Consider the following 23,959-nt stretch of genomic DNA (forward strand, 5'->3'; position numbering starts at 1 on the left):
AATCTCCTAAGAATGTTCTGTTGCGTTGTCGGTTGAAGACTGCAGAAATACGGGCATGGAGTGATGGGTTGGCTATCCCGCCTTACGACGGGATAGCCGTTCTGCCCGTGCCGCTGCAGCAGCCGACTGTCGCCACTCTTCTGGTAGATGTGGCTTGGTCGCGAGCAGAATCTGGTACGCGGCGGTGCGGTCTGCCGCGGAAAGCTTTTCGAATGCGGGCGACTGATCTTCGCCGCTCAACACCTGGTATAGGCGGTGATAGACATAGCTCTTCGCCTCCGCAGGCAACTGGTCAAACTGGTCAGAGTAGATGAGGTAGCTGACCGGATAGCGGAAGAGGCGTGTCTTCAGGTCGAACTCCCGCAGGGAGCGTCCTTTGCGATCGCGCAGGCCGGTTGCTGCAAAGCTGCGCGCATAGCTGTTGTTTCCGCTCACCGCTGCCGGCAGTGGAGCCTCATTGGCAAAGAGCAGATACTTCACCAGCTCTTCCGCGGGCTTTTCAAATTTCGCGCGTTCTTCCGGCGTCAGCGGCGTGTTGGCATCGCCGCTTTTTGCATGGTCGAAGAGCGCGATGCGCGTCTTGTAATTCGTCAGCGTAATCAGGTTGTGTGCCTGCGTCTGGTGCGCCAGCACCAGGTGCGCGACGATGTCGCTATCCGGGTTCAGATACTCGGCTTTTACAAAGCGCTGCTCTATCGGTTGCAGGCTCTGGTCAGGATCGCCATGCGGCCCGTTCGCGCTTCCATAACCCGCTGGCATGACCGCATTGCCCATGGTGTGTTCTTTGCCGGCCGCACCGGTCACATACCATCCGCCCCAGCGCTTGCTGATCGGCGTCTCCTGCCCGGTTACGGAGGAGTCAGTCGAGTTCGCCAGCGTGCCCGTCGGTGAAGGGTAGATGGACCGCACCAGCACACCGGGCACATTGCGCGTACCAGGAGCGATGTGGCACTGCGTGCAGTCAAGCTCAGCCCGCTCAAACTTGGGGTGTTCGGACTTGTTCGCATCCAGCAGATAAAACGCCGCACCCTGGTTCGGGTCAAACGAGATGATCTCCAGCGCCTTGCCTTCATGCACAAAACCAACATAGACATCGTCATTGAAGTACAGCGCTCGCGGATGCTCCGGCGAGATCTTCTTGTACTGGAAGCTGGTCTTCGAGAAGACAAGCGTCTGCGAATCCTGCGAGATATGCAGCGCTTTCAGAACAGCGGGAAGATAGCCGAGACGCTCGTCATAGGAGAACTTCACCGTGCCGTCTTCAAGCTGCTTCTCGAGCTCGGCCACGGGATCATGCAGTTCATCCTGCAGATAGCGGATCGGTGCTTCGCTGTACGGGATGTATCCCTGGCGCTTCACGGCGATCTGGCCGTGCACACCGGCAGCAAACAAAGCAATCGTAAACAACACGGCAAAAGGCCGACGCAGACGGGCCATACCAATGACCTTTCCTGGGCCATGCGCGCAAACATGCGCAACAAGGCACCGGAAGAGAACGCAATACGGCGGAACACAACGGTTCCAGCACAAAGCGCTTTAGGTTGTCAGAGGATGGTCAACAGCGGCGAAGAGTCATACAGCACCCACATGCCCCGTTGACCCGGGAAAAGCTATCGAGGGCAGCAACAACCACGGAGCTTGGCAGCCGTGGGCAACACACGTGCAGCGGCGTAGAACTGTGCGTTCCGGCCTGCGTGCATCACGTTGCTGAGAAAATCGTTCTTCATACGGCTGTGTTGTCTATTATGCACGACTGAAAAAATCGTGCAAGTGTTTTGCTGCTTCCGGACCTTTGCCTTCTCGGACCGCAACCATGCGAAGTGGAGAAATCCGCATACAAACTGAATACCGGTTTCTCCACTCCGCATGACAAACAAATGTCCGCTTTTGGCTGAAATAACGGGACTTAACAACGGAAGGCATCTTCCAGATGCGGGTACGGATGCGCCATCGCATTCACTTTTCCCGCTGGGTCTTTCATCACATCGACAAACGCCGTCTGAAAGCTCTCCATTTCTTTCATGCTTCCAACGGAGACACGGGACCATGTCGGCATGCTGGCCCAGCTACGGCCAATGATCACGCTCTTGTTTGCGAAAGAGGCAGCGGCCAGCCTGCCATCGCGTTTCATGTCCACGAGGAAATGATTCGCCTGGGATGGCGAAAACGCATAGCCCTGCTTGGAGAGAAACTCGAACGTCATGTCGCGCGCATCGGCGTTAGCTTTCTTGCGCAGCAGCACAAGGTCCTTGTCGAAGAGCATCGTCTTCGCGCACTGAATCGCCGTCGTCGCCATGGAGTTCACGCCGTAGTGCAGCAGCTTCTCCATCAGGTCAGGCCGCGCCAGCGCATAACCAAAGCGCAGCCCGCCCATGGAGTAAATCTTTGAGAAGGTGCGGATGACAACAAGATCCTTGTCCTTCGCCACCAGGTCAATCACGCTCTCCGCATCACTGAAGTGGATGTACGCTTCATCCACCAGAACCACCGCTCCCTTGGGCTTGTTCTCCAGTACCCACTCAATGTCACTGCGCTTCACAATGGCGCCTGTCGGGTTGTTCGGATTACAGATGTAGATCAGACCCGCGTTCGGGTCTGCCGCAACCATCGCCTTCACGTCATAGCTGAAATCGGCCTTCAACGGAACCTTGTGGACCTTCGCACCCATGGCATCGGCGGCACGCCAGGCAGATTCAAAGGTGGGATCCGCGGTCACCAGGCTCTTAGCCGGTCCGGTAAAGGCCATGGTGGTAAAGCGCAGCGGCTCACTGGAGCCCGCGTAGATAGTGGCATAGCCCGGCTTCAGGCCGTGATACGCCGCAAGCTCGCCGGTGAACTTCGTTGTCTCTGCCATGTAGTAACGATTGCCGTTGGCAGCCACAGCGTTCAGGGCTTTCAGCGCAGCGGGCGTAGGACCGCTCGGATACTCGTTGCCGTTGATCAGTACGAGGTTTGCTGGAACATCCATCAGGCCAGGGTTCGGCAGCGCGGCTCCAGACGCTGCGGCAAAAGCGGGACGGGCAAGGGCGACGCTTACAGGAAGCGCACCGCTCAACTGGATAAACCTGCGGCGGGACAGCGCGGACATGGACATACAGCACACTCCTTCTCGGATGGAGAGAGATAGGCGCATGCGCTGCAAAGCGGCGCATGAACGCCTCACTGCAAAAGCCGTGCTACAGAACTTGGATTTTTCAGGAACCCACGGGCAGACGGATGGCCCGTGCGCTTATTCTGCGCCGCGTCCGGCGCTGTGTCCAGCCCGGCACCAGAGAATTCCGATGCCGGGCCAAATCACTAGAGCGCGCTCGCCTTGCAGAGCTTCACTTTGTCATCCTGGTGCAACTTCAATTCAGCAGCTGCCAGCACATCCCGCAACTGATCCAGTTTGGTAGCGCTTACAATCGGCGCGGTCACCGTACGGCGGCTCAGCAGCCATGCCAGCGCAACCGTCGCCTGCTTCGCTCCCGTGCTTTCTGACACCTCAGCCAGGGCCTTCAGAATGCGCTCGCCGCGCTCGTCAAAATACTTGGTCACATAGCCGGACCGCGCCATGCCTTCGGCATCTTCCTTCGTCTTGTACTTCCCGGTCAAAAATCCGGCAGCCAGAGAGAAGTAAGGAATCACGCCGATCTCGTGCTTATCTACAACCGGCTCAATGTCCTCTTCGTAGTCCTTGCGGACCACCAGGTTGTAGTGCGGCTGGATGGATTCATAGCGCGGGAAGCCGTTCTGCTTGGCGATATCGAGCGCAACCGCAAGGCGCTTGCCGGTGTAGTTGGACGCACCGATCGCACGCACCTTGCCCGCCTGCACCAGCGATGCAAACGCGCCCAGCGTCTCTTCCAGTGGAGTATCCACATCGTCCGTGTGAGCCTGGTACAGGTCGATATAGTCCGTCTGCAGGCGCCGTAGCGATTTATCAACCGCTTCCAGAATGCGCGCTTTCTTCAGCCCTTTGCCCTCGGCCACTTCCATACCGACCTTGGTGGCCAGAATCACCTTGTCGCGCTTTCCGCTTCGCGCAAACCAGTTGCCAATAATCGTTTCGCTCTCACCGCCCGTGTGGCCCGGCACCCAGCGCGAATACACATCCGCCGTATCCACAAAGTTGAAGCCGCGCTCTACAAGGGCGTCCAGAATCTCGAAAGACCGTGCTTCATCCGCGGTCCAACCAAACACATTGCCGCCCAGGCAAATGGGCGAAACCATCAGACCGGAGCGGCCAAGCTGCCTCTTCTCCATCCAGACTCTCCTTAGTTCATCCAGCTTTTGTCTTTGGGGTTGCGGCGTTCGTCCTCAGGAGCGATGTAGCGGCCCTCTTCGTCGAACTTCACAACGCGGTTCTGTTTGCGCATATAGACCTCGAACTTGCGCGCGGCCCGGCGGCGCTTCCAGCGGTAGTAGCCATTTCGCAAGCCGAAATAACGTTCGCTTGCGCCGTAGGCCAGTCCTCGCGTGGGCGAAAACCTGAAGTAGAGCCATCCGCACAGCGCACCGCACACCTCAGCCAGCGCGCCAAGCCGGTCGCCACCCTGGATCACAATCGCCACCTGCAGCAGGATGAAGACCGTAACCGCATACTTCGCCTTCATCCGGATGACGAAGAAGACGTACATCTCGCTGTCGCCCATCAGGGAGGCGAAGGCCGTCATCAGGCCCATCAAGGCAGCCCACGGACCGGCTGCCACCAGGTCGGGGCGAAGTCCGAAGATGTGGGTGTACGTAATTGCCGAAGCAAGCAGGCCAGCACCCACCGCCGTAAACAGATAAAGCTCCACCAGACGGCGGCTGCCAAAGGTGCCTTCCATCCACACGCCCAGGAACCACAGCGACAGCATGGCAAACGCCATGTTCAGGAAGCCGACCGGGAAGAAAACAAAGGTCACCAGCTTCCAGACAAGGCCATGGAAGACGCTCTGCGGCACCAGCACCGTATAGCCGGCCAGCAGTCCATAGAACGAGGGCGCTGCCCAGCCCAACACGGCAAAGCCGAAGAAGGCTGCCAGGTGGATGAGGATGAGCTTGCGGGTTGCTCCGGAAAAATGGGGCAGGTTCAGCGTGATGGGGCTCGTGCTGCGCATGCACCTCCATTTCAACACAGTGGAGCAGCCGCTGTCTGAAGCCCGGGTTACCCAAAGGAGTCTTGACGCCCACGGCGTGGCGCGGGAGACTAAGCCCGTTCCAGAAAAGGACATCTTTTGTATGGCTACCTGTCCAGAGTGCGATAACCCCCTTGACCTTGAAGAAGATGCAATTGCCGAAAGCGAAACCCTGGAGTGCGACGAATGCGGCGCCGAACTGGAGGTGATTTCCCTTCACCCTATAGAGTTGCGAGCCATCAAATCAGAGGGTTACGACGAGGAAGAGACCTCCTACGATGAAGGCTGAGATTGCCGCCAGCCGCATCTTTCGGCCAGCGGGCGTGTTTATACTCAGTACTATGCGTTGCACTGGTCTACTTCGCCTTGTATTTGCCGTCGGCCTCACCGCCGCAGTGGCGCTTCCTGTTACCGCACCGATGGCTGCCGTAGCACAGCAGAAGCAGCGTACGGTCGAAGGTAAGGTCATCAACGGTTCGGACGCTTCCCTCAAAGGAGCCGTCGTCTATCTGAAGGACACTCGCACGCAGTCGGTGAAGAGCTTTATCACCAGCGAGGACGGAGCCTACCGCTTCGGTCAGCTCTCGCAAAACACCGACTACGAACTCTGGGCCGTCCATGACGGCAAGAAGAGCGGCACCAAGACCGTCAGCTCTTTCGACAGCAAGAACGCCTTCCAGATCAACCTGAAGGTCAACGACTAAGTTTCTGTTCGCTTCAAAGGAAAAAGCCCCGCTGCCGGCGGGGCTTTTTCCTTGCCCGGGAAGCATTACTTCCGGCGTAGCCCCTGCTGCCGCAGTGACTTGATGAAGAGCCCGCCCACAACGGAGCGCGCCTGGAAGCTCTCCTGCTTGCCGGTCTTCGTGTCATACCAGTCCGTCAGCGGAACACGCGTCGGGGTTTCATCCAGCCACTTGCCCAGCGGGTCGACCAGCATGCGGAAGGTCGCCTCATCGTCGGCCAGTGTGGCCGTCCACAGCTCCCAGTCCAGTTTGGTGTAGTCCTTCCGGCTATCCAGCGGCAGGCCGTACTGGTTCAGCTTCGTCTTGTAGTACGCCAGTTCGGTGTTCTTGACCGATGCCGGAAACAGCTTCAGATCCAGCAGATCGTCCCACACCAGGTTGTACTTCTGGCTCCAGGTGTTAGCGGCGTCGAAGGCCAGCTTGTAGTGGTCGCCTTCTTTGGCAAGGTCGATCCACTTCTTCGCCATCTCCTTCGAAGCTGTCGTGTACTCCTTCGCCAGCTTCTCGTCGCCTACGCCTTTCGCCATCTCGGCAAAGGCGCCCAGCGCATCAATCGCCTTGATGGAGAGGTTCGCGTTATGCGCCAGATGACCGGCGAAATCGTCGGTCGAGAGCTGGTTTTCCGGGTCCAACCCCTTGTCCTTCAGATATGCCGCCCACTTCACCAGCAGCGGCCAGTACTGCTTGGCAAAGTGCCAGTCCCCTTGCGCGCGGCCCATGGCGGCAATCATCAACAGCATGTTGCCGCTCTCCTCTACGGGCATCTGGTTCTCTTCCGTCTGCTCGCCGCCGCCATACACCTGCCCATTGGCCAGCGGATAGGTCCCCAGGTCGTGCGGAGCGAACGGAAACTTCCAGCGCGGCAGAGCAGAGTATTCCATCACCGGCTTCAACTGCGCCTCCAGCAAAGCAGGGTTGAAGTAAAGGAAGAACGGCGACGACGGATAGAGCACATCGACCGTGGCAATGCAGCCGTTGGAGAAGTTCTCCTTCGGAAACTGCAACGGCGCGCCATCCAGGTCCGCCGCCAGCCCATTCGCTGCCAGCGCCTGCCGGAAGGCCAGTGTGGCCAGCCGCGCGTAGACCGGACCTCCATCTTTCTCCAGCTTCGCCGCAAGCTGCTTGTCGAAGGCATCTGACTTCGACACCACGGCGGCGTAGTCCTTCATTGACTCGGTCAGCATGACCTGCACCGTTTTGCCATTGCGCGCCCAGTAAGGCTTCAGGCTGCGGTTCAGATACTCGATCACCAGCGGCTGCGTAAAGGCCAGCCCCACGTGCCGCTCCACCGGCGTCGATCCGTTCACCTGCAGCTTCATGGCAACCGCCAGTTGCGGTGCGCGATTGGCCGCGCGCGGCTGGTCCAGGTCATCGTCCTGCGGAATGCTCCCGCTCTTCAGAAACTCCGCCGCACTGTCAACCCCGGTCGAGGTGGAAGCCTGCTGCTCCGGCGGCACAATCAGGTGGAAATAGCCCCAGTCGGCGCGCAGATTATCGCCCGCCCTGGCCAGCGCACGCTGCTCGGTAGAGCCAACGCTCAGCACCTCCATGCCACCCACACGGCTGCGCTTCCAGGCCACCTGCTGGTCGCCGGTATCCACCGCAATACGTGCATCCACACCAAGGTAAAGCTCCACCGTATGCGGCTTTCCATCGGTCGCAGCCACATGCCATGTCAGATACGTGACCGGCCGCGCCATCAACTCAAGGTCCGTAGGAATGCTGGGCGACAGGAACTCCGCCTGCAAACGTACCCCCGCCGCCGCAAAGGTGTACTCGGTCTGCAAGGGAGTGACATGCAGGCCAGTCTGGTCCGCCGCCGTCACGGCGCCTGGGCTGCGGCCCATCCAGCGATACGGGACTCCGTCCACACGCAGGTAGCCGCGCATAGGCATCTCCGTGCCGGTCCAGTGTTTCGTGTTCTGCTCGGTCAGCGTATCCGCCATCGACCACACACTGAAGTACGGGTCAAAGGCAATCAGCGGCGTAGCCGGGTTGCGTTCGTTCTGGGCAAAGATAGCAGGCGTCAGGGCGAGGGAAGCGGCAAGCGCCGCCGCGAGGGTCTTCAAAGCCATGCCCAGCAGGGTACAGCAGCCTTCCTATAGCTGACTATGGCGAAAAGCTTAGAAGGGTACGTACACGACTCGCCTGCGCCTCTCCGCAAACCTGCCTGTAACCGACGCTTCATAGCTGCTTTCCCGATTTTTCGCATCTACACCAGCATGACCCTGCGCGTCCCCCCACGTTCGATCGCGTGGGCCCTGCTCGCCCTTCTGGCCTGCGCCACAGCCTTCTGGCTGGGCCGTGTTGGCCGTTCCTACAACGCTCCGCCCGTGACTGACCACCGTGCCGGCACCATGCCCGCCACCGACGGCAAGGAACCCACGCGCCTGTACGCTCATAACCTTATCCTGCGCAAAGGCCCGCATTTCCGCGTTTACGTCCGCTGGATTCGCGGCGAGATGATGTCTACCCGCGAAGGCAAAAACCCTTCTTTTGATCTGCCGGAGTCCTTCCTTCTGGAGATCGAGAAAGGTGTCATCAACGTAAAACTGGAGGACATCGCCGACTATCTGAACTCCGGCGAGACCGGCAAAGCCCCGCTCACCAACATCAAAATCGAGAATAAAGACGGGCAGCTCGACATCCACGGCACCCTGCACAAGCTCCTGCCCCTGCCGGTCGAGATCACCGGCAATGCCTTTCCCCTGTCCGATGGCCGCGTGAAGTTCCACATGAACAAGATCAGCGTTCTGAAGGTCCCCATGAAGGGGCTTCTGAAGGTCTTCCATGTCAACGCGGAGGACCTGGTGCCCAGCGCCGGTGTCGCGGGCGTCCAGGTGGCCGGCAACGACCTCTACCTGGACACGCAGCGTTTCCTTCCCCCACCTCATATCCACGGTCAGATCACCAGCATCACGGCCACCGGGCAGGAGCTCATCGTCGTCTACGGCAAGGCTGACGCCGAGACCGATGAGCAGAAGCTGGCGCAGTGGCATAACTTCCTGCGCCTGGTGGGCGGCACCATCGACTTCGGCAAACTGACCATGCGCCAGGCCGACCTGACCATGATCGACGCCACCGACGACCCCTGGTTCGAACTCGACCTGACCAACTACCAGGCACAGCTGGTCTACGGCAGCACGCGCATCACGGAGAAGGCAGGCATCGAGGTCTACATGCCCAACCTGAAGAACCTGTCGCAGGAGAAGCGCAACGCCAAAGGAGTCACCGTGGACTGGCTGCGCAACCGCACCACCTCGCCTCCGCTGGAAGTACAGGAAGCCAAAGAGAAAGCCACGATGAAATAGCATGAAGTGAACGGAACGACGGCAGGCACAACGCCCGCCTCACCCGCTTCAGGAGAAAAGAAAGCATGTCGCAAAGCACCGCCACGTTCGTCGTCATCGCCGAGTTCCAGGTTCCCGCCGCCGCCCGTGAGGAGTTCCTCGCGCTCTGTGGCTATGACAGCGAACGCAGCGTCGCCGACGAGCCGGGCTGCCACCAGTTCGACGTCGTCACCATAGACGACGCACCCGAGGTCGTGACCCTGTACGAGGTCTACGACGACCGCGCCGCCTTCGACTACCACCTGACCACACCCCACTTCCAGAAGTTCTCCGAAGGTCTGGAGAAGTATGGCGTCACCACAACACAGGTACGCTTCTTCACGCGCCAGTTTCCGAAGTAAGGCAAAGCGTATGTGGGCATCGCACAAAACGACCTCCGGGTGCCCCATCCATACACGCAGCGGATGGGTGGGATGACCGGTCATGGCCCATCGGCGTGTCATCCTGAAAGAAGCGAAGGACCTGCTTTTACCTTTCTTGCTTTGTCCTTCCGCAGCGCAGCGAAGGAATCTGCTGTTACTGCCACACCTCATCTCAGAAGCACACACTCTGACACAACAACCACCCCGCCCGCCCAAACAGCAAAGGCCCCGCCAATGGCGGGGCCTTTGCTTGAATCGAAATGAACTTACGCCGAGACAGCCTCGATGGAGACGAAACGTCCCAGACGGCCACGGTCGGTGAACTTCACACGGCCGTCGATCTTGGCAAACAGGGTGTCGTCCGAGCCACGGCCGACGTTCAGGCCGGCCTTCAGCGGTGTACCGCGCTGGCGCACCAGAATGCTGCCACCGGTTACCATTTCGCCGCCAAAGCGCTTGACGCCGAGACGCTGTGCGTTCGAGTCGCGTCCGTTAGAAGAACTACCGCCACCTTTTTTATGTGCCATTGCCTTGAACCTCGTTCATCACCGGGATCTGCCCGGCGGAAAATCTGGAATTGCTGAAAAACGCGAAATCGCGGTCTTTCTTATGCCTTGAAGCTCTTGCCGTTCACCTGAATCTCGTTGATCTTCACCTCAACGAAGCTCTGGCGGTGGCCCTGCAGCTTCTTGTACTGCTTCTTGCGCTTGTAGTGGAAGACCAGGATCTTCTCGCCGCGGCCTTCGCTCACGACCTCGGCAAGAACCTTGGCGCCTTCCAGCTTCTCAAACTTGCCCTCTTCCGGGCTGACAGCGAGTACGTCGGAGAACTCAACAGCTCCGTCGGTGGCAATCTTCTCGATCTTTACGGTCTCGCCGGGAGCAACGCGGTACTGCTTACCGCCGGTGCGAATCACTGCGTACATGGTCAAACCCTCCACAGACAGCCACGTCCAATGACGCTCTGCCCGGAAATCTTCATTGGTATTGCATGGGGCGAAACAGGCCTGCTTCCAAGCCGCCGCCTATCCTTCCGCCGGGTGATCTTCCACCCCAGGCCCCAGGACAAATGGCCGCATCGCCAAACTTGATAAGTTTACCCCAGTTCGGGGCCGGGTGCAAACAGCAATCCCGCATAAAACAGGGTTGCACCGCAGATGGTGCAACCCCTTCTGGAGCGTCGTTCGCCTCTACCGAATGGTCAGGGCGACCGTAGAGGTGGAAGTGAGCTGTGTCGCACCACTTGTGCCCGTGGCGGTCACCGTTAAGGTGTACGAACCGGCAGTCGTCCCTCCATTCGGGTTGCTTCCGCCTCCCGGAGAGCTTGTACTCCCACCGCCTCCGCAACCGGCAAGTCCGCTGAAGCCCGCCGCAAGAACGGCAAAACACAGCAGGCGGATGCGATGCTTCCGTGTCCCGGGAAGAACAAGCATCAACAGGCCAGCAATAGAGATACCTGCCGATGCAGCGACCGGAACGCTCAGTGCAGCCGCCCTGGGCGCCGTTGTCTGCACGGTGATCAGAGTGTTCCCCGTAGTGACTGAGGGGGAAAGGGTCAGGCTCTGGTTGTTCAAACTGCAGGTTGGCGCATTGAAAGCCGTTCCGCTGCCTGTGTAGGCCACGGTGCAGGACAGTGCCACCGCTCCGCTGAAGCCTCCGCCCGAGGTTACTCCCACGTTGAAGGTATTCCCGGAAATTGCACCGGCAGAGAGCGCAAGCGTAGAAACCGAAGCAGATACATTGAAACCCGACACAGTGACCGGCACCGCGGTGGATACGGACGAGGCCGAACTCGTCTCCCCGGAATAGGTAGCGGAGAAGTTATGCGTGCCGGCAGAGAGCGGACTGGTGACGATAAACCCGACTGCCGCGCTCAAGGGCCCGGCCGCTTTGCTGATGGGCAGCGTCGTAAAGGTGGAGCGGCCATCCTGGATAACCACGTTCCCGCTGACGGCCACACTTGGCGGAAGTCCAGCCACAAAGACCGTCCCCCGCAGCACACCGCTATCCGCCGTCGTAATCGACGTCGGGGTCATGGTCAGCGAAGTCGTCGTGACCGCCTTTGCAATGGTGATGTAGACGGCATCTGAATATACGTTGGCAAAGGTCTGATCGCCGGAATAGTTCGCGTTGAACATATAGGAGCCAGGGGGAAGCACTCCCAGATTCAATTGCGCGGTGCCATTGGTCAGCGTTGCCACGCCAACCACCGCCGAATTGCTCAGGAATGCCACCGTGCCGGTAGGCGTTTTGCCGCTGCTTCCCGGCAGGGCAACAGACAACGTGACGCTATTGCCAGCAACAGGCTGAAGCGGAGTCACCGTCAGCACGGGCTTAGCCACGGTTGTTCCCGCATTCGCCACCGTAATGGAAACCGCCTGCGAGGTAGAGGCCGAATAATCACCATCCCCGGAATACCGCGCGGTCACAAGATGCGCTCCGGTGGCAGCCGAGTTCGGGGTACTGACCGTGGCACTGGCACTGCTATCAAGCCTTACTGGCTGCGACACATCGCTGCCGTCCACCTGGAGCGTCGCAGTCCCTGTCGGCGTTCCGCTGGCAGCGCTGACCTGCACGGTATAGATGAGCGCCTGAGAACCGTACACGGTTCCACTGGTTCCGCTCAGAACCGTAGTCGTCGCCTGGCGGGTCCCCGTAATCGCATTCAGAAACGCGGAGACATTGAGAGAGCCCAGACCGGTCGCGAGATCGTATCCATCCGTCAGCAGGAAGCCCTGCTGTCCACCCGCAAGCCCCGCGGGGCCGGGGGTGGAGTTGTTGCAGGTGCTGGGGGTGGAGACGGAGCAGTTCGAAACTCCGCTTGAGCTGACGGTCGCGTCGTGAAAAACAGTCGGCGTGGTTGTCGCAAGACGATAGAGCGTGGGGTTCAGGTTCCCCTGGGAACTCTTGATGGCCTGATTGAGCAGCGCCGCAATACCCGCTGCCGACGGTGCGGAAGCCGAGGTCCCGGCGGCAAGGGAAAACGAGTAGCCGCCATTGCTGAGGACACAATTGGAAAAACAGGTGAAGTAGCCATCATGTGCGGACGAAAGGAAGCTGATGTCAGGCGTATCTCTCTGGTTGTCCGCAGGCACACCCCGGCCCGCCTGGTACGAGGGCTTCGCAACATACGCGCTGGGACCGCCTCCGGTCGCGGCAAACTGCGTGGCTCCGGTGGAGGAGTTCAGTGGCTCGTTCCACGCACCCTCGGGAATATAGCCGAGCGCCGACACAAAGCCTGATCCGGATGCCCAGTACGCCGAAGGATTTGCCGTATCCGAGAACTGTGTTCCGCCGACACACGTGACATAGCTGCTGGCGCAGAGAGCGTTGATTCCCGCGCCCTGGCTCGCCGTCGGTGGCCTGGTGTGGTCAGAACAACCGGCGACACCGCTGTCTCCGGACGAGACAAAGACCGAGATCCCTTGTGACGCAGCCTGCTGGAACAGTGCGCCATAGGTGTTTACCTGCGTTGCCGATACCTCGCAACCACCAAAGCTGATGGAAAGAATCGGGTCGTTGACGCGGTTGATGGCCCATTGAATCGCCGGCAGAATCCCCTCACTCCGGGAATTAAGCACCAGGTCGACCGCCGCCTGAGGAGCCGTTCCCAGGACGCGCTGCACATCCAGCGTCGCCTCAAAATAAGAACCCGTATCCGAACTGATGCCTGGATCAACGGACCCGGCCGGCACGATCACATTCGGGGAACTCAGGCTGAGCCCTGTAAGAGACCCGTAGTTGTACAGATCGGTCCCACTGATGCGCGACCAGCCAATAATGGCGATCCGTTGCCCGGCTCCGCGATACCCCGCGTTATAAAGCGGGTTGAGGTTGTAAATGATGGCAAAATCGCCCGGGCTCGTGGCATGGAGCCCGTTGTTGGCATTCAGCAACGGCTGTGTCGCATCCGGAACCGTCACATTCGTGATGGGCTGCTGGGTTGGGATTTCCTGTGGGCTGCTCAACCCGTAAACCGAAGCGACCACCGGCTCCAGGGAGGCAGGAATCAGGGGATCCTCCACGGGCGCATACATCGACCGCACCTGCGTCCCCGTCATCACCCGGAAGGTATGCAACTGCACATGGAAGGCATTTGCGGCCACGCCTGCCGAAGCGGACACTTGGACGAACATCCGGCTGGGCGAGACATCGTCAACCACCAGCCCTGCCTTCGACGCCCAGGAGACAACCGCATTCAGATCATTCTGGGTCGTCCCAAACTGCTCGCCAATCTGCTGCGGCGTAAGCCATTGATGGAAGCGCGGTGAGGCCGGGTCCTGCTGATCGGCTGTCAGTTGATCGAATGCAGCCTGCATCTCCGCCGAGCGGCGCAGGGTAATCGTCAGATGCAACGGTGTACCGGCATCCAGGGGCCCCGTGTCGTTCTCCGCCCGCTGGAAGCTGACGCGGTGTCCGCGAAGCGGGACCGGAGCCCGAAGCTCCTCTGTGGAACGAACCCTGTCTGGGTTCGGGATCGGTTTCGGCTGGACCTGGGCCGAAACCACAACACAAGACAGAAAAAGAACGCACGCCGACAGGGCGCGAAAGAAACGAAGGGGGACAGATTTCATTGCTCAACCGTGGAATTCTGGGATGTCCCTAACTATAAAGCCACCCCAGCGAATATCCACGAATGAACAAGGACAACCAGCAAAGAATAAGGGGGGCGGCTTTATCGCGCGTCCTCTTTACTTATTCCACTTTCGGCGAAGCCACAAACACCGGCGTCTTCGCATCGCTGGCAAAGCGCCACGCCGACAGGTACGCCAGCTTCAGAATCTTCTCCATCTTCGGATAGTCGATCTTCTCCACCGTGTCCGAGGTATGGTGATAATCCGGATGGAAACCCGTGAACCACCAGAAGGCCGGAATGTTGTGCAGTACGAACGGGAACTGGTCCGAACGGAAGAAGACATTCAGCACGGCGTCGCGGTCAAAGCGGTCGTCCAGCTCCAGGCCCACGTGCTTGTTCTCCTCCGCCACCACGCGGTTGTAGGTGGGTGAATACGGAGCTCCGATCAGGTTTAGCCGGTTGCTGGTGTCGGCGGGAATCTCAATCAGCCCGTCTGTCTGCGGGCTGGGCTTCTCGTCGCGGCCAATCATGTCAAAGTTGATCTGTGCGCGTGTCGTGGCCAGTGGACGGACCGGGTGCGCCGCCATCCAGTAGGCGCCCAGCAGACCACGCTCCTCCGCCGCAAAGACGGCGAACAGGATCGACCGCCTGGGCCGCGTTCCGTTGGCCGCAAAGGCTCGTGCCAGCTCCACCACGCCCACCGTGCCTGATCCGTTGTCATCGGCGCCATGCCATACCTGACGGCATTCCTCGCCCGCTGGTGCGGGCTTGCCCAGCTCATCCACATCGCCCTTGCCAGCAGCGCACGGAGTGGAACCATCGTGGTCATGGTGCGCCGTGATCAGGACCGTCTCCGCCTTCAGCTTCGGGTCAGATCCCTCGAGCACTCCCGCGACGTTCAGCGTCGTCCCGGTGCGTTCGCTGGCATTGCGCAGATGAATCGTCAACGAGGTGTCCGGCAGAACGCGGCTCCGCGGCCTCAGGTCACCGTCGATGCCTGCCTGAAGTTCTTTGCCTGTCGCTCCCGCAGTGGCCAGAATCTGCGCCGCCACGGCATCCTGCACCAACAAGGAGGGAATCTTCACCTCGTCCTCTTCAATCGCCTGCAATGGAAGAGGCTGCGTCCGTGTCACGCTGCCGCCAATGCGCGCGGCACGCTCCGCGTTCGTCAGATGTTTGCGGTTGGGCTCTGCCACTACAACCACCGCCAGCGCGCCATGCACCTGCGCGTTCAGCAGCTTCACGCGCGTGGTGGCATAGCGCGTGTTGCCGGTGCCGTTGAAGACCGAGTGGGCGTTGTCCTCCTGCGGCTCATGGTCAAAGACGAAGACGATCTTCCCCTTCGCGTCGATGCCCTTGTAGTCGTCATACCCAAGCTCCGGCGCGGTAATGCCGAAGCCCGCAAAGACCACTGGCGCGGTGATATCGATGCTGTGCTTATAAACGCCCGTGGCCTCCGGCGCATGAAAGACCGTGGACTTACCGCCACGTGTCAGCGTCACCGTGCTGGCCGCCCGGTCCGGGCGATACTCCACCAGAGTGAAGGGCTGGTAGTAGCCCTGGATACCGGACTCGCGGCGAATCGGATTCAGACCCGCGCGGGCAAACTCCTGCGCTACCCACTCAGCGGCCTTGTCATCACCCGGCTGCAGGCTCAGGCGGCCGGCAAGCGAGTCCCCTGCAATGTAAGCAAGGTCTTTCCGCAGGTCGGCCTGCACAATGCGATCGAATCCTTTGCGTTCACCCGCTGGAACAGAGGTCTGCGCAAAACAGAGCGAGGGCAACAACGACGCAGCAAGCAAGGCTCTCTTCATGCCGCTATCGTAGCTGCCCTCAGCCGGGGGGCCAAGTCTTTACGAACGCAATGTGCCGGCAATCTCCGCGAACGCCACCTTCACCTGCTCGCCCGTTGCGAAGGTCTTCACCGTCGCCGTGCTGCTGGCAACCTCGTCCTCACCCAGGATCACAATCCTGCGCGCCACGCGGTCCGCAACTTCAAAGCTCTTCTTCAGACGAAAGCTGCCATCGCCTACCTCAACCTGCAGACCGGCGCGGCGCAGATCGCGCGCCAGCTTCAGCGCAGCGGGGTTCTGTCCTTCGCCCATGGGAGCGATGTAGGCATCCATCTTCTTCACCGCAATAGCATTGCCCGCGGCAGCTTCAGCCTCCTGCTGTGCCTGCAGCGTCAGCACCAGGCGGTCCTGCCCGATGGCAAAGCCGATGCCCGGAGCCTTCGGCCCGCCGATGATCTCGCTCAGACCGTCGTAACGTCCGCCGCCCAGCAAGGCGTTCTGCGTGCCCAGGCCGGTCTCGGTCACAAACTCGAAGGTAGTGCGGGTGTAGTAATCCAGCCCGCGCACCAGCCGCGGATTCACCGTGTACGGCACACCGCACGCATCCAGCGCGGCCAGCACCTGCGCAAAGTGTGACTTCGAGCTCTCGTCCAGGTAGTCGGCAATCTTGGGCAGACCATTGATCAGCTCCTGATCGCCCTCGTCCTTCGAATCCAGAACGCGCAGTGGATTGGTCTCCGCGCGGCGCTGATTGTCCGGGCTCATCTGGTCCTTGATGGGAGCCAGCGCCTCACGCAGCGCCTGCAGATAGCGCGGACGATCGGTCGAGCTGCCCACCGAGTTGATGTTCAACTTCCAGTCCTTCACACCAAGCTCGTCGAGGAAGGTCGCCAGCATCTCCAAAATCTCGGCATCGCGCAGCGGCGACTCTGAACCTGACGATGCAGGACCGATGACCTCCGCACCGATCTGGAAGAACTGACGGTAGCGCCCCTTCTGCGGACGCTCGCGACGGAACTGCGGCCCAATGTAATAGAGCTTCTGCAGGTTCCCCGTCTCACCCAGCTTGTGCTCGATGTACGCGCGGACCACGCCGGCGGTGTTTTCCGGACGCAGCGTCAGCGACTGCGACTTCTCGCTGGCAGCGCGAGCACGATCCTCCCACGTAAACATCTCCTTCGAGACGATATCCGTCTCCTCGCCCACGCCGCGGGCGAAGAGCTCGGTCGACTCAAACACCGGCGTGCGGATCTCACCAAAGCCATAGCGAGCGAAGACAGAACGGGCAACCGTGTCGATGTGGTTCCAGAGCGCGGTATCGGGCGGCAGCAGGTCGCGCGTGCCGCGGGGAGCTTTAAGCGTAGCCATCAGGTTAAGTTTATCCCGGAGGCCCTCCTTCCCTGCACCGGCAAAACCTGCTTCAGCAAGCGTTAAGGTCACTTTTCTAGGGTGATTTGCAGCACCACTGTGCTTTCTGGAGCTGCCTGCAGCATGGTTCTACTCCCCCTCGCCCGTAATCTTCCGCTGTTTCTTCTCGCGCTGTTTCTGCTTCCAGCAGGCGCGTGGGCGCAGGCGCCGTCGTCCGTAAATGGCGATGTGCTGGACACCACCGGGGCGCTGATTCCCAATGCTCATGTCACCCTGCAGGCACGCAGCGGCAAACCGGTGGAGGTCAGCTCCGACGCCGCCGGCCAGTTCCACCTCTCGAACCTGAAGCCGGGGACCTACACCCTCAGCATCGCGGCGGACGGCTTCCGCACCGCCGACAAAACCATCACCGTACCTGCACGCGCTCCGCTGCACATCACGCTGAATGTGATGGGCAATGTGTCCGACGTAAACGTGAGCGCGGAAGAGCAGCAATTGCAGGTCAATACCGACACCAGCAACAACCAGAGCGCCACGGATGTGGATCGCGACGCGCTCGACCGTCTCCCGGTCTTCGATGGCGACTACATCGCCACGCTCTCACGCTTTCTCAGCAGTGATGCCACCGGAACCGCCGGCGTCACGCTGGTGGTCAACGGAGCCGAGGCCAACGGGCCCGGAGTCTCCGCCTCCGGCGTTGCCAGCGTGAAGATCAACCAGAACCCTTACACCGCGCTCTATGCCTCGCCTGGCCGCGCCCGCATTGAGATCACCACCAAGGGCGGCACACCGCAGTTCCACGGCTCCGTGAATGCGCTTGGACGCAACTCCATCTTCGATGCGCGCAATCCCTTTGCCCGCATCAAACCGCCGGAGAGCCGCCTGTACCTTGAAGGCGCTCTGACCGGCCCGCTCGCCATCGGCAAAAAGACGACCTTCCTGGTCACCGGTAACCATGACAACAACCGGCAGCAGGCCATTGTGCTGGCCGCAACGCCGTCGGGCGATGTGCAGAGCAACGTCGCCAACCCCACCACGCACGACTTCTACTCCGCCCGCGTCTTCCGTACCCTGCGCGAAGCCGACCAGCTCTGGATCGGCTACTCCTACGAGCGGCGCGTGGTGCAGAACGCCGGCATTGGTGGCACGGTACTGCCCGAGGCCGGCACCAACACCCGCGTGGCCGAGCATGAAGTAAACATCGGCTATACACGTGTCCTCTCTCCTCACCTGATCAACCAGTTCCGCTTTCTGGTCGGCAAGAATGAGAACCGCATCGACAGCCTTACACCACAGCCGGGCATCATCGTCTCCGGCGCCTTCACCGGGGGCGGAGCGCAGGCCGATTTCAAGCGCACAGAAAATCACGCTGACGGCGCGGATATCGTGACCTACACACGCGGCAAGCAGGAGATCAAGTTCGGCATCGACATGCCTGACACCAGCCGCCGTGCCTTCATTGACAGAACCAATGCGCTGGGCACCTATACCTTCTCCAGCCTTGCCAACTACACCGCCGGAACGCCTGCGCTTTACGTCACGCAGCGCGGGCAGCCGAGGGTTACCTTCTGGGAGACGATCTTTGGCGGCATCTTCGAAGATACGATCCGCCTGCGCCCCAACCTTTCCGTCGCCGCCGGCTTCCGCTATTACTTCCAGAACTACTTCCACAACGTGCCCTTCAACATTGCTCCACGCCTGAGCTTTGCCTATGCGCCCTCCGCGAAAGGCCGCACGGTAATTCGCGGCGGAGCCGGCTTCTTCTATGACCGCACCGGCCCGGCGCCTATCTCGGACCTGAAGCACTTCGACGGCAGCACGCTGCGCAGGTATATCATCTCTCAGCCTGCGTATCCCTTCCCCTCAAATGGCACCACGGCGCTCCCCACCAGCGTGGTGCAGCTTGATCCACGCATACGCATGCCTTCCACGCTGCAGTTCAGCCTCGGTGTGGAAGAGCAGGTCACCCACAGCAGCACGCTCAGCATTACCTACCTGGGCTCACGCGGGATGAACCTGTTCCGTTCTATCGATGCCAACGCTCCTTTGCCCGGCACTACAGTGCGGCCCAATCCGTCTCTTGGCCAGGTGCGCCTCATCCAGCCGGAGGGCTACGCCAAGGGCAACTCACTCGAAATCAGCTTCCGCGGACGCCCCACCAGCTACTTTTCCGGGCAGGTGCAGTACATCCTGAGCAAGAGCTACAACAACACGCAGGGCATCACCTACTTCCCCGGCAGCAGCAACTCTCCGCTCAACGACTGGTCGCGCTCCGACAATGACCGCCGCCACAAGTTCGACCTGCTGGGCACCTTCCACGCAAAGGACTACTTCACCCTGGGCACAGCGCTATCGCTTTACTCCGGGCTTCCGGTCAACATTCTGACCGGAAGCGACAACAACGGAGACGGCGTCACCAACGACCGCCCCGCCGGCGTGCATCGCAATGCCCTGCACGGCCCCGGCTACGCGGGCCTGGACTTCAACCTGGCGCACGACTTCCGTCTGACAAAGGAGAAGAAGTCCGGCCAGACGCTGACCGTCTCCGTGAACTCCTTCAACATGGTGAACCGCACCAACCCGACAACCTACGTCGGCGTCATCACCTCGCCCTTTTTCGGCAGGGCAGTCGCAGCGCAGCCTCCGCGCCGGATGCAGTTCAACCTGGAGTGGAAGTTCTAGGAGGGCTGGCAATGTATCAGGCATGTTTTTCGTCAGGACACGGCTTCAGCCGTGCCGAAAAGCCTTCATATCCGTGCAGCTTTAGCCGCTGAGGACGCCTCGTCCTCCAAACAGGTACCCTTGAGGGGATGCTTCCCACGCTCTCTCTTCAAGGCAAAGTAGCCCTCATCACCGGAGGCTCGCGCGGTATTGGAGCGGCCACCGTCCGCCTCTTTCGCCAGGCCGGTGCACAGGTAGTGTTCAACTACCGCTCCGCCGCAATGCAGGCCATGCAGTTGACCGAAGAGTGCGGCCCGGAAGAGACCTGCCCTGTCCAGCAGGACCTCTCCACCGTGGAGGACGGCCGCGCACTGGTCGCAGCCGCCGTCAAAGCCTTTGGCCGGCTCGACATCCTGGTCGCCAATCACGGCATCTGGCCACCTGTGGACCAGCCCATCGGCAGCATGGAAGACAGTCAATGGCGCACCACCCTCGGCGTGAACCTGGACTCGGTCTTCGGTCTCGTCTCCGCCTCTACGGCGCAGATGCAGCAGCAGGCGCTGGACGCTCACGGCACGCGCGGCCATATCGTTCTGGTAGCCAGCACTGCCGCCCAGCGGGGTGAGGCGTTCCATGCCGACTACGCCGCCAGCAAGGGAGCCCTGCTCTCGCTCACCAAGAGCCTCTCCACCGAGCTTGCGCCGCAGGGCATCCTGGCCAACTGCGTCGCTCCCGGCTGGGTGCAGACCGAGATGAGCGCTGAAGCCCTCAATGGCCCATCGGCGTCCAAGTATCTGGCGACCATTCCCCTGGGCCGTGCTGCCTACCCCCAGGAGATCGCCGGTCCGATCCTGTTTCTGTGCACACCGCTGGCCGGCTTCATCTCCGGCGAGATCTTCAATGTCAACGGCGGCGCGGTTCTGGTCGGCTAAGCTGTTTCCGGGAGTTCTGATGCGTCTGAAGACCTTGTTCGCTACTGCTCTGCTCGCTGCCTGTGCTGCTGTTGCACCGGCCCAGGCCGTTTCCCAGACCTCCGCCCCTACTGACGCCGCTGGCGAACAGAAGGCCCGCGACCTGCTGAGCCAGATGGTCATCGCCATGGGCGGCGACGGCTGGCTGAATCGTCACGACTGGGTCTTTGAAGGCCAGTTCGGCAGCTTTTATCGCGGCCAGCCCACCGGCTCAGTCGTCGTCTTCTGGGACTTCCACCGCCAGTTGGGCGGCCCTGACACCGAAGAGGAGCGCATCGAGTACACCAAGAAGCGCGATATCGTGCAGATGTTCACCGCCAAATCCGCCGACGAGATCACCTTCCGCGGCAAGGTTCCCCTGCCGGACGACGTTTCACAGGACTATTTCCGCCGCCGCACACACACCATTGAGACCGTACTGCATGACTGGCTGCCGCAGAAGGGCACCATGGTCGTCTTTGAGGGCACCACGATGGTACAGCGCCGCGTCGCGGACAAGGTCACCGTCATCTCTCCCACCAACGACGCCGTAACCATCGAACTGGACGCCAACAGCCACCTGCCGCTGGCCCGCACCTACCAGTACCGCAACGAGAAGTACAGGGACTTTGACGTGGACCGCGAGGAGTACGACGGCTACCACCCGGTGCAGGGCATCCAGACCGCCTACACCATCACCCGCTTCAAGAATGGCGATATGGTGAGCCAGAAGTTTTACACCGACGTGAAGTACAACCAGAATCTTTCGCCGGAGCTGTTCGACATTCAGGCCACCATCGCCGCCAGGCAGAAGGTCGGCAAGAAGAAGTAGCCGTTTTCCCGGCCAGCAAAGGAAATTCGATAGAATCGGGGATGTTATGGAGACTGTAGCTACCCCGGAAACGCCGGCTGTCGCCGCGCCCAAGCGGACCATGGACATCAACGAAGTGATGTCCTACCTGCCGCACCGCTATCCCTTTCTGCTGATCGACCGCGTGCTCGATCTGGAACCGCAGAAGCGCATCGTGTGCCTGAAGAACGTCACCATCAATGAGCAGTTCTTCAATGGCCACTTCCCCGGCCAGCCCATGATGCCCGGCGTGCTGATGGTGGAAGCCATGGCGCAGGCCGGCTGCATCCTGATGATGAGCGAGTTCGAAGACCGCAGCGACAAGCTGATGGTCTTCACCGGCATCGACGGCGCCAAGTTCCGCCGCCCGGTCACCCCCGGTGACCAGCTCCGCATTGAGGCCACCGTGCTACAGCTGCGCAGCCGAGCCGTCAAAATGACCGGCACCGTGCATGTAGACGGCAAGCTGGTCTGCGAAGCCACCATCACCTCGCAGATGGTGACGCGCACTCCGCAGAAGAAGCAAGAGGAACCGGCGTGAGCATTCACCCCACGGCGATCATTGCCGAAGGAGCGGTTATCCCCGCAAGCTGCACAGTAGGCCCTTACAGCACCATCGGGCCGAACGTGGTTCTGGGAGAGAACAATACCCTGGTCTCGCACGTTGTGCTGGACGGCCACACCACGCTTGGCAACGGCAACCGCATTTCTCCCTTCGCCTGCATCGGCATTCCTCCACAGGACCTGAAGTACAAGGGCGAGCCGACCCGCGTCGTCATCGGAGACAACAACGACATCCGCGAAAGCGCGAACATCTCGCGCGGCACCGTTGGCGGCGGTGGGCTCACGCAGCTCGGCTCCGGCAACCTGCTGATGTGCTTCACGCACATCGGGCATGACTCCCTGGTGGGCGATCAATGCATCTTCGCCAACAACGCTACGCTTGCGGGCCACGTCGTCGTTGGAGACTTCGCCGTCGTTGGCGCCTTCAGCGCGGTGCATCAGTTCTGCTCGGTGGGGAAATACGCCTACATCGGCGGCGGCACCATGGCCACGCAGGATGTGATGCCTTACTCACTGACCAGCGCCACGAGAGAGAACCACGCCTACTCCATTAACAAGGTAGGCCTGGAACGCCGCGGCTTTACACCAGAAGAGATCAAACAGCTGCGCGCTGCCTACCGCCTCATCAATGGATCGAAGCTGAACATGAGCGACGCCCTCGCCGCCATCCAGGAGAAAGTAACCGCTGGCGAGTTCGGCGAAAAAGTCGCCTACCTGGCCGATTTTATCGCCCAGAGCAAACGCGGAGTCATCAAGTGAGCGAAGGCAAACTCGGCCTGATTGCGGGGAACGGAAGGTTCCCCTTTCTCTTGCTCGAAGCCGCCCGCGCGCATGGCCTTACCGTCGTCGTCGCCGCCATCAAGGAAGAAACCGAGCCGGAGATCGACGACATCGCCGCTCGCGATCCCCAGGTGCGCGTGCACTGGCTCTCACTGGGAGAGCTCTCCAAGCTCATCGATACCTTCCACAAAGAAGGCGTCTCCCGCGCTGTGATGGCCGGCCAGGTGAAGCACAAGCAGATCTTTTCCTCCATCCGCCCGGACTGGCGGCTGGCCAAGCTGCTGCTGAACCTGCGCACCCGCAATACTGATATGCTACTGGGCGCCGTCGCCAAGGTGCTGAGCGACGAGGGCATCGAACTCATCTCGTCCACGCAATACCTCGAACCGCTGCTCGCCAAGTCCGGCGTTCTGACCGCACGCGCGCCCGACGAACAGGAGCTCGCCGACATCGAATACGGCCGCAAGGTCGCGCTCGGTATTGCTGGCTTCGACCTTGGCCAAACCGTCGTCATCGCCGCGCAGGCCTGCGTCGCCGTCGAGGCCATGGAAGGCACGGACGCCACCATTGCCCGCGCCGGCGAAATTTTTCAATCGCTCGAAGATGAGTCTTCCACGCTGGCCCGCCGTCTAACAGTCATCAAGGTAGCCAAGCCCCGGCAGGACATGCGCTTCGACGTGCCCGTTATCGGCCTGAAGACCCTTCAGACCATGATTGCGGCAGGAGCGACCTGTCTCTCCATCGAGGCCGGGCGCACCCTGGTTTTTGACCAGGCCGCAATCGTTGCAGCGGCCGACGCCGCAGGCATCACCATTGCGGTGACCCCCGCCTGATGGGTTCAGGCTTACACTGAGGACGCTT

At 60.7% G+C, this 23,959-nt stretch carries 20 protein-coding genes; 10 read left to right on the plus strand and 10 right to left on the minus strand.

The window, feature by feature from the left end:
• Positions 1 to 72: 72 nt before the first annotated feature.
• The 4 genes from OHL13_RS12915 to OHL13_RS12930 form a co-directional block, all read right to left on the minus strand.
• The gene (locus OHL13_RS12915; protein ID WP_263410535.1) at positions 73 to 1,437 is read right to left on the minus strand and encodes a hypothetical protein; all 1,365 of its coding nucleotides are present in this window, start codon (positions 1,435 to 1,437) and stop codon (positions 73 to 75) included.
• 469 nt (positions 1,438 to 1,906) lie between these two features.
• The gene (locus OHL13_RS12920; protein WP_263410536.1) at positions 1,907 to 3,094 is read right to left on the minus strand and encodes a pyridoxal phosphate-dependent aminotransferase; all 1,188 of its coding nucleotides are present in this window, start codon (positions 3,092 to 3,094) and stop codon (positions 1,907 to 1,909) included.
• Between the two features lie 203 nt (positions 3,095 to 3,297).
• Positions 3,298 to 4,245, minus strand: coding sequence for an aldo/keto reductase (locus OHL13_RS12925; protein WP_263410537.1), 948 nt, complete (start codon positions 4,243 to 4,245; stop codon positions 3,298 to 3,300).
• An 11-nt stretch (positions 4,246 to 4,256) separates the two neighbouring features.
• Complete coding sequence (locus OHL13_RS12930) at positions 4,257 to 5,084, minus strand: rhomboid family intramembrane serine protease (protein WP_263410538.1); 828 nt, start codon at positions 5,082 to 5,084, stop codon at positions 4,257 to 4,259.
• Here OHL13_RS12930 and OHL13_RS12935 point away from each other — a divergent pair.
• Together OHL13_RS12935 and OHL13_RS12940 are read left to right on the plus strand one after the other, a co-directional pair.
• A complete protein-coding gene (locus OHL13_RS12935; protein ID WP_263410539.1) occupies positions 5,065 to 5,391 on the plus strand; it encodes a hypothetical protein in 327 nt (108 codons plus the stop codon). The genes OHL13_RS12930 and OHL13_RS12935 overlap by 20 nt on opposite strands.
• Positions 5,381 to 5,806 carry a carboxypeptidase-like regulatory domain-containing protein gene (locus OHL13_RS12940; RefSeq protein ID WP_263410540.1) on the plus strand — a complete coding sequence of 142 codons (426 nt, stop codon included), beginning with the start codon at positions 5,381 to 5,383 and terminating at the stop codon, positions 5,804 to 5,806. Before OHL13_RS12935 ends, OHL13_RS12940 begins: the two co-directional genes overlap by 11 nt.
• A gap of 65 nt (positions 5,807 to 5,871) precedes the next feature.
• On the opposite strand, the gene OHL13_RS12945 is transcribed toward OHL13_RS12940, so the two are convergent.
• A complete protein-coding gene (locus tag OHL13_RS12945) occupies positions 5,872 to 7,920 on the minus strand; it encodes a glutaminase family protein (protein WP_263410541.1) in 2,049 nt (682 codons plus the stop codon).
• 147 nt (positions 7,921 to 8,067) lie between these two features.
• On the opposite strand from OHL13_RS12945, the gene OHL13_RS12950 reads away from it, so the two are divergent.
• Positions 8,068 to 9,156 carry a hypothetical protein gene (locus OHL13_RS12950; protein WP_263410542.1) on the plus strand — a complete coding sequence of 363 codons (1,089 nt, stop codon included), beginning with the start codon at positions 8,068 to 8,070 and terminating at the stop codon, positions 9,154 to 9,156.
• Between the two features lie 65 nt (positions 9,157 to 9,221).
• Positions 9,222 to 9,536 carry a putative quinol monooxygenase gene (locus OHL13_RS12955; protein WP_263410543.1) on the plus strand — a complete coding sequence of 105 codons (315 nt, stop codon included), beginning with the start codon at positions 9,222 to 9,224 and terminating at the stop codon, positions 9,534 to 9,536.
• Positions 9,537 to 9,823: 287 nt separating this feature from the next.
• Here OHL13_RS12955 and rpmA read toward each other — a convergent pair whose 3' ends face one another.
• The 5 genes from rpmA to hisS all read right to left on the minus strand — a co-directional run bounded on the left by rpmA (position 9,824) and on the right by hisS (position 17,293).
• Positions 9,824 to 10,084 (minus strand): 50S ribosomal protein L27, encoded by a 261-nt coding sequence (gene rpmA, locus OHL13_RS12960; RefSeq protein ID WP_263410544.1) that lies wholly within the window; start codon positions 10,082 to 10,084, stop codon positions 9,824 to 9,826.
• Positions 10,085 to 10,164: 80 nt separating this feature from the next.
• Complete coding sequence (gene rplU, locus OHL13_RS12965) at positions 10,165 to 10,482, minus strand: 50S ribosomal protein L21 (protein WP_263410545.1); 318 nt, start codon at positions 10,480 to 10,482, stop codon at positions 10,165 to 10,167.
• A 264-nt stretch (positions 10,483 to 10,746) separates the two neighbouring features.
• The gene (locus tag OHL13_RS12970) at positions 10,747 to 14,130 is read right to left on the minus strand and encodes an Ig-like domain repeat protein (protein WP_263410546.1); all 3,384 of its coding nucleotides are present in this window, start codon (positions 14,128 to 14,130) and stop codon (positions 10,747 to 10,749) included.
• A 121-nt stretch (positions 14,131 to 14,251) separates the two neighbouring features.
• Positions 14,252 to 15,946: a M20/M25/M40 family metallo-hydrolase gene (locus tag OHL13_RS12975; protein ID WP_263410547.1), complete on the minus strand. Its 1,695-nt coding sequence runs from the start codon at positions 15,944 to 15,946 to the stop codon at positions 14,252 to 14,254.
• Positions 15,947 to 15,985: 39 nt separating this feature from the next.
• On the minus strand, positions 15,986 to 17,293 hold the full coding sequence (gene hisS, locus OHL13_RS12980) for a histidine--tRNA ligase (protein WP_263410548.1): 1,308 nt from the start codon (positions 17,291 to 17,293) through the stop codon (positions 15,986 to 15,988).
• Positions 17,294 to 17,416: 123 nt separating this feature from the next.
• On the opposite strand from hisS, the gene OHL13_RS12985 reads away from it, so the two are divergent.
• The 6 genes from OHL13_RS12985 (at position 17,417) to OHL13_RS13010 (ending at position 23,931) form a co-directional block, all read left to right on the plus strand.
• The gene (locus OHL13_RS12985) at positions 17,417 to 19,975 is read left to right on the plus strand and encodes a TonB-dependent receptor (protein WP_263410549.1); all 2,559 of its coding nucleotides are present in this window, start codon (positions 17,417 to 17,419) and stop codon (positions 19,973 to 19,975) included.
• A gap of 128 nt (positions 19,976 to 20,103) precedes the next feature.
• A complete protein-coding gene (locus OHL13_RS12990) occupies positions 20,104 to 20,886 on the plus strand; it encodes an SDR family NAD(P)-dependent oxidoreductase (protein WP_263410550.1) in 783 nt (260 codons plus the stop codon).
• A 19-nt stretch (positions 20,887 to 20,905) separates the two neighbouring features.
• The gene (locus OHL13_RS12995) at positions 20,906 to 21,736 is read left to right on the plus strand and encodes a hypothetical protein (protein WP_263410551.1); all 831 of its coding nucleotides are present in this window, start codon (positions 20,906 to 20,908) and stop codon (positions 21,734 to 21,736) included.
• Positions 21,737 to 21,782: 46 nt separating this feature from the next.
• Positions 21,783 to 22,295, plus strand: coding sequence for a 3-hydroxyacyl-ACP dehydratase FabZ (fabZ, locus tag OHL13_RS13000; RefSeq protein WP_263410552.1), 513 nt, complete (start codon positions 21,783 to 21,785; stop codon positions 22,293 to 22,295).
• Positions 22,292 to 23,077, plus strand: a complete 786-nt coding sequence (gene lpxA, locus OHL13_RS13005) for an acyl-ACP--UDP-N-acetylglucosamine O-acyltransferase (RefSeq protein ID WP_263410553.1) — start codon at positions 22,292 to 22,294, stop codon at positions 23,075 to 23,077. The genes fabZ and lpxA overlap by 4 nt, the downstream gene beginning before the upstream one ends.
• Complete coding sequence (locus OHL13_RS13010) at positions 23,074 to 23,931, plus strand: LpxI family protein (protein ID WP_263410554.1); 858 nt, start codon at positions 23,074 to 23,076, stop codon at positions 23,929 to 23,931. The genes lpxA and OHL13_RS13010 overlap by 4 nt, the downstream gene beginning before the upstream one ends.
• Positions 23,932 to 23,959: the final 28 nt, after the last annotated feature.

Origin of the sequence: Terriglobus tenax, from assembly GCF_025685395.1 — a bacterium.
Taxonomy (GTDB): Bacteria; Acidobacteriota; Terriglobia; order Terriglobales; family Acidobacteriaceae; genus Terriglobus; species Terriglobus tenax.

What these genes read in the sequence shown, in the direction of transcription:
- OHL13_RS12915 (WP_263410535.1), bottom strand. Translation starts at nt 1,437, where the DNA reads ATGGCCCGTCTGCGTCGGCCTTTTGCCGTGTTGTTTACGATTGCTTTG.
- OHL13_RS12920 (WP_263410536.1), bottom strand. Translation starts at nt 3,094, where the DNA reads ATGTCCATGTCCGCGCTGTCCCGCCGCAGGTTTATCCAGTTGAGCGGT.
- OHL13_RS12925 (WP_263410537.1), bottom strand. Translation starts at nt 4,245, where the DNA reads ATGGAGAAGAGGCAGCTTGGCCGCTCCGGTCTGATGGTTTCGCCCATT.
- OHL13_RS12935 (WP_263410539.1), top strand. Translation starts at nt 5,065, where the DNA reads ATGGGGCTCGTGCTGCGCATGCACCTCCATTTCAACACAGTGGAGCAG.
- OHL13_RS12930 (WP_263410538.1), bottom strand. Translation starts at nt 5,084, where the DNA reads ATGCGCAGCACGAGCCCCATCACGCTGAACCTGCCCCATTTTTCCGGA.
- OHL13_RS12940 (WP_263410540.1), top strand. Translation starts at nt 5,381, where the DNA reads ATGAAGGCTGAGATTGCCGCCAGCCGCATCTTTCGGCCAGCGGGCGTG.
- OHL13_RS12945 (WP_263410541.1), bottom strand. Translation starts at nt 7,920, where the DNA reads ATGGCTTTGAAGACCCTCGCGGCGGCGCTTGCCGCTTCCCTCGCCCTG.
- OHL13_RS12950 (WP_263410542.1), top strand. Translation starts at nt 8,068, where the DNA reads ATGACCCTGCGCGTCCCCCCACGTTCGATCGCGTGGGCCCTGCTCGCC.
- OHL13_RS12955 (WP_263410543.1), top strand. Translation starts at nt 9,222, where the DNA reads ATGTCGCAAAGCACCGCCACGTTCGTCGTCATCGCCGAGTTCCAGGTT.
- rpmA (WP_263410544.1), bottom strand. Translation starts at nt 10,084, where the DNA reads ATGGCACATAAAAAAGGTGGCGGTAGTTCTTCTAACGGACGCGACTCG.
- rplU (WP_263410545.1), bottom strand. Translation starts at nt 10,482, where the DNA reads ATGTACGCAGTGATTCGCACCGGCGGTAAGCAGTACCGCGTTGCTCCC.
- OHL13_RS12970 (WP_263410546.1), bottom strand. Translation starts at nt 14,130, where the DNA reads ATGAAATCTGTCCCCCTTCGTTTCTTTCGCGCCCTGTCGGCGTGCGTT.
- OHL13_RS12975 (WP_263410547.1), bottom strand. Translation starts at nt 15,946, where the DNA reads ATGAAGAGAGCCTTGCTTGCTGCGTCGTTGTTGCCCTCGCTCTGTTTT.
- hisS (WP_263410548.1), bottom strand. Translation starts at nt 17,293, where the DNA reads ATGGCTACGCTTAAAGCTCCCCGCGGCACGCGCGACCTGCTGCCGCCC.
- OHL13_RS12985 (WP_263410549.1), top strand. Translation starts at nt 17,417, where the DNA reads ATGGTTCTACTCCCCCTCGCCCGTAATCTTCCGCTGTTTCTTCTCGCG.
- OHL13_RS12990 (WP_263410550.1), top strand. Translation starts at nt 20,104, where the DNA reads ATGCTTCCCACGCTCTCTCTTCAAGGCAAAGTAGCCCTCATCACCGGA.
- OHL13_RS12995 (WP_263410551.1), top strand. Translation starts at nt 20,906, where the DNA reads ATGCGTCTGAAGACCTTGTTCGCTACTGCTCTGCTCGCTGCCTGTGCT.
- fabZ (WP_263410552.1), top strand. Translation starts at nt 21,783, where the DNA reads ATGGAGACTGTAGCTACCCCGGAAACGCCGGCTGTCGCCGCGCCCAAG.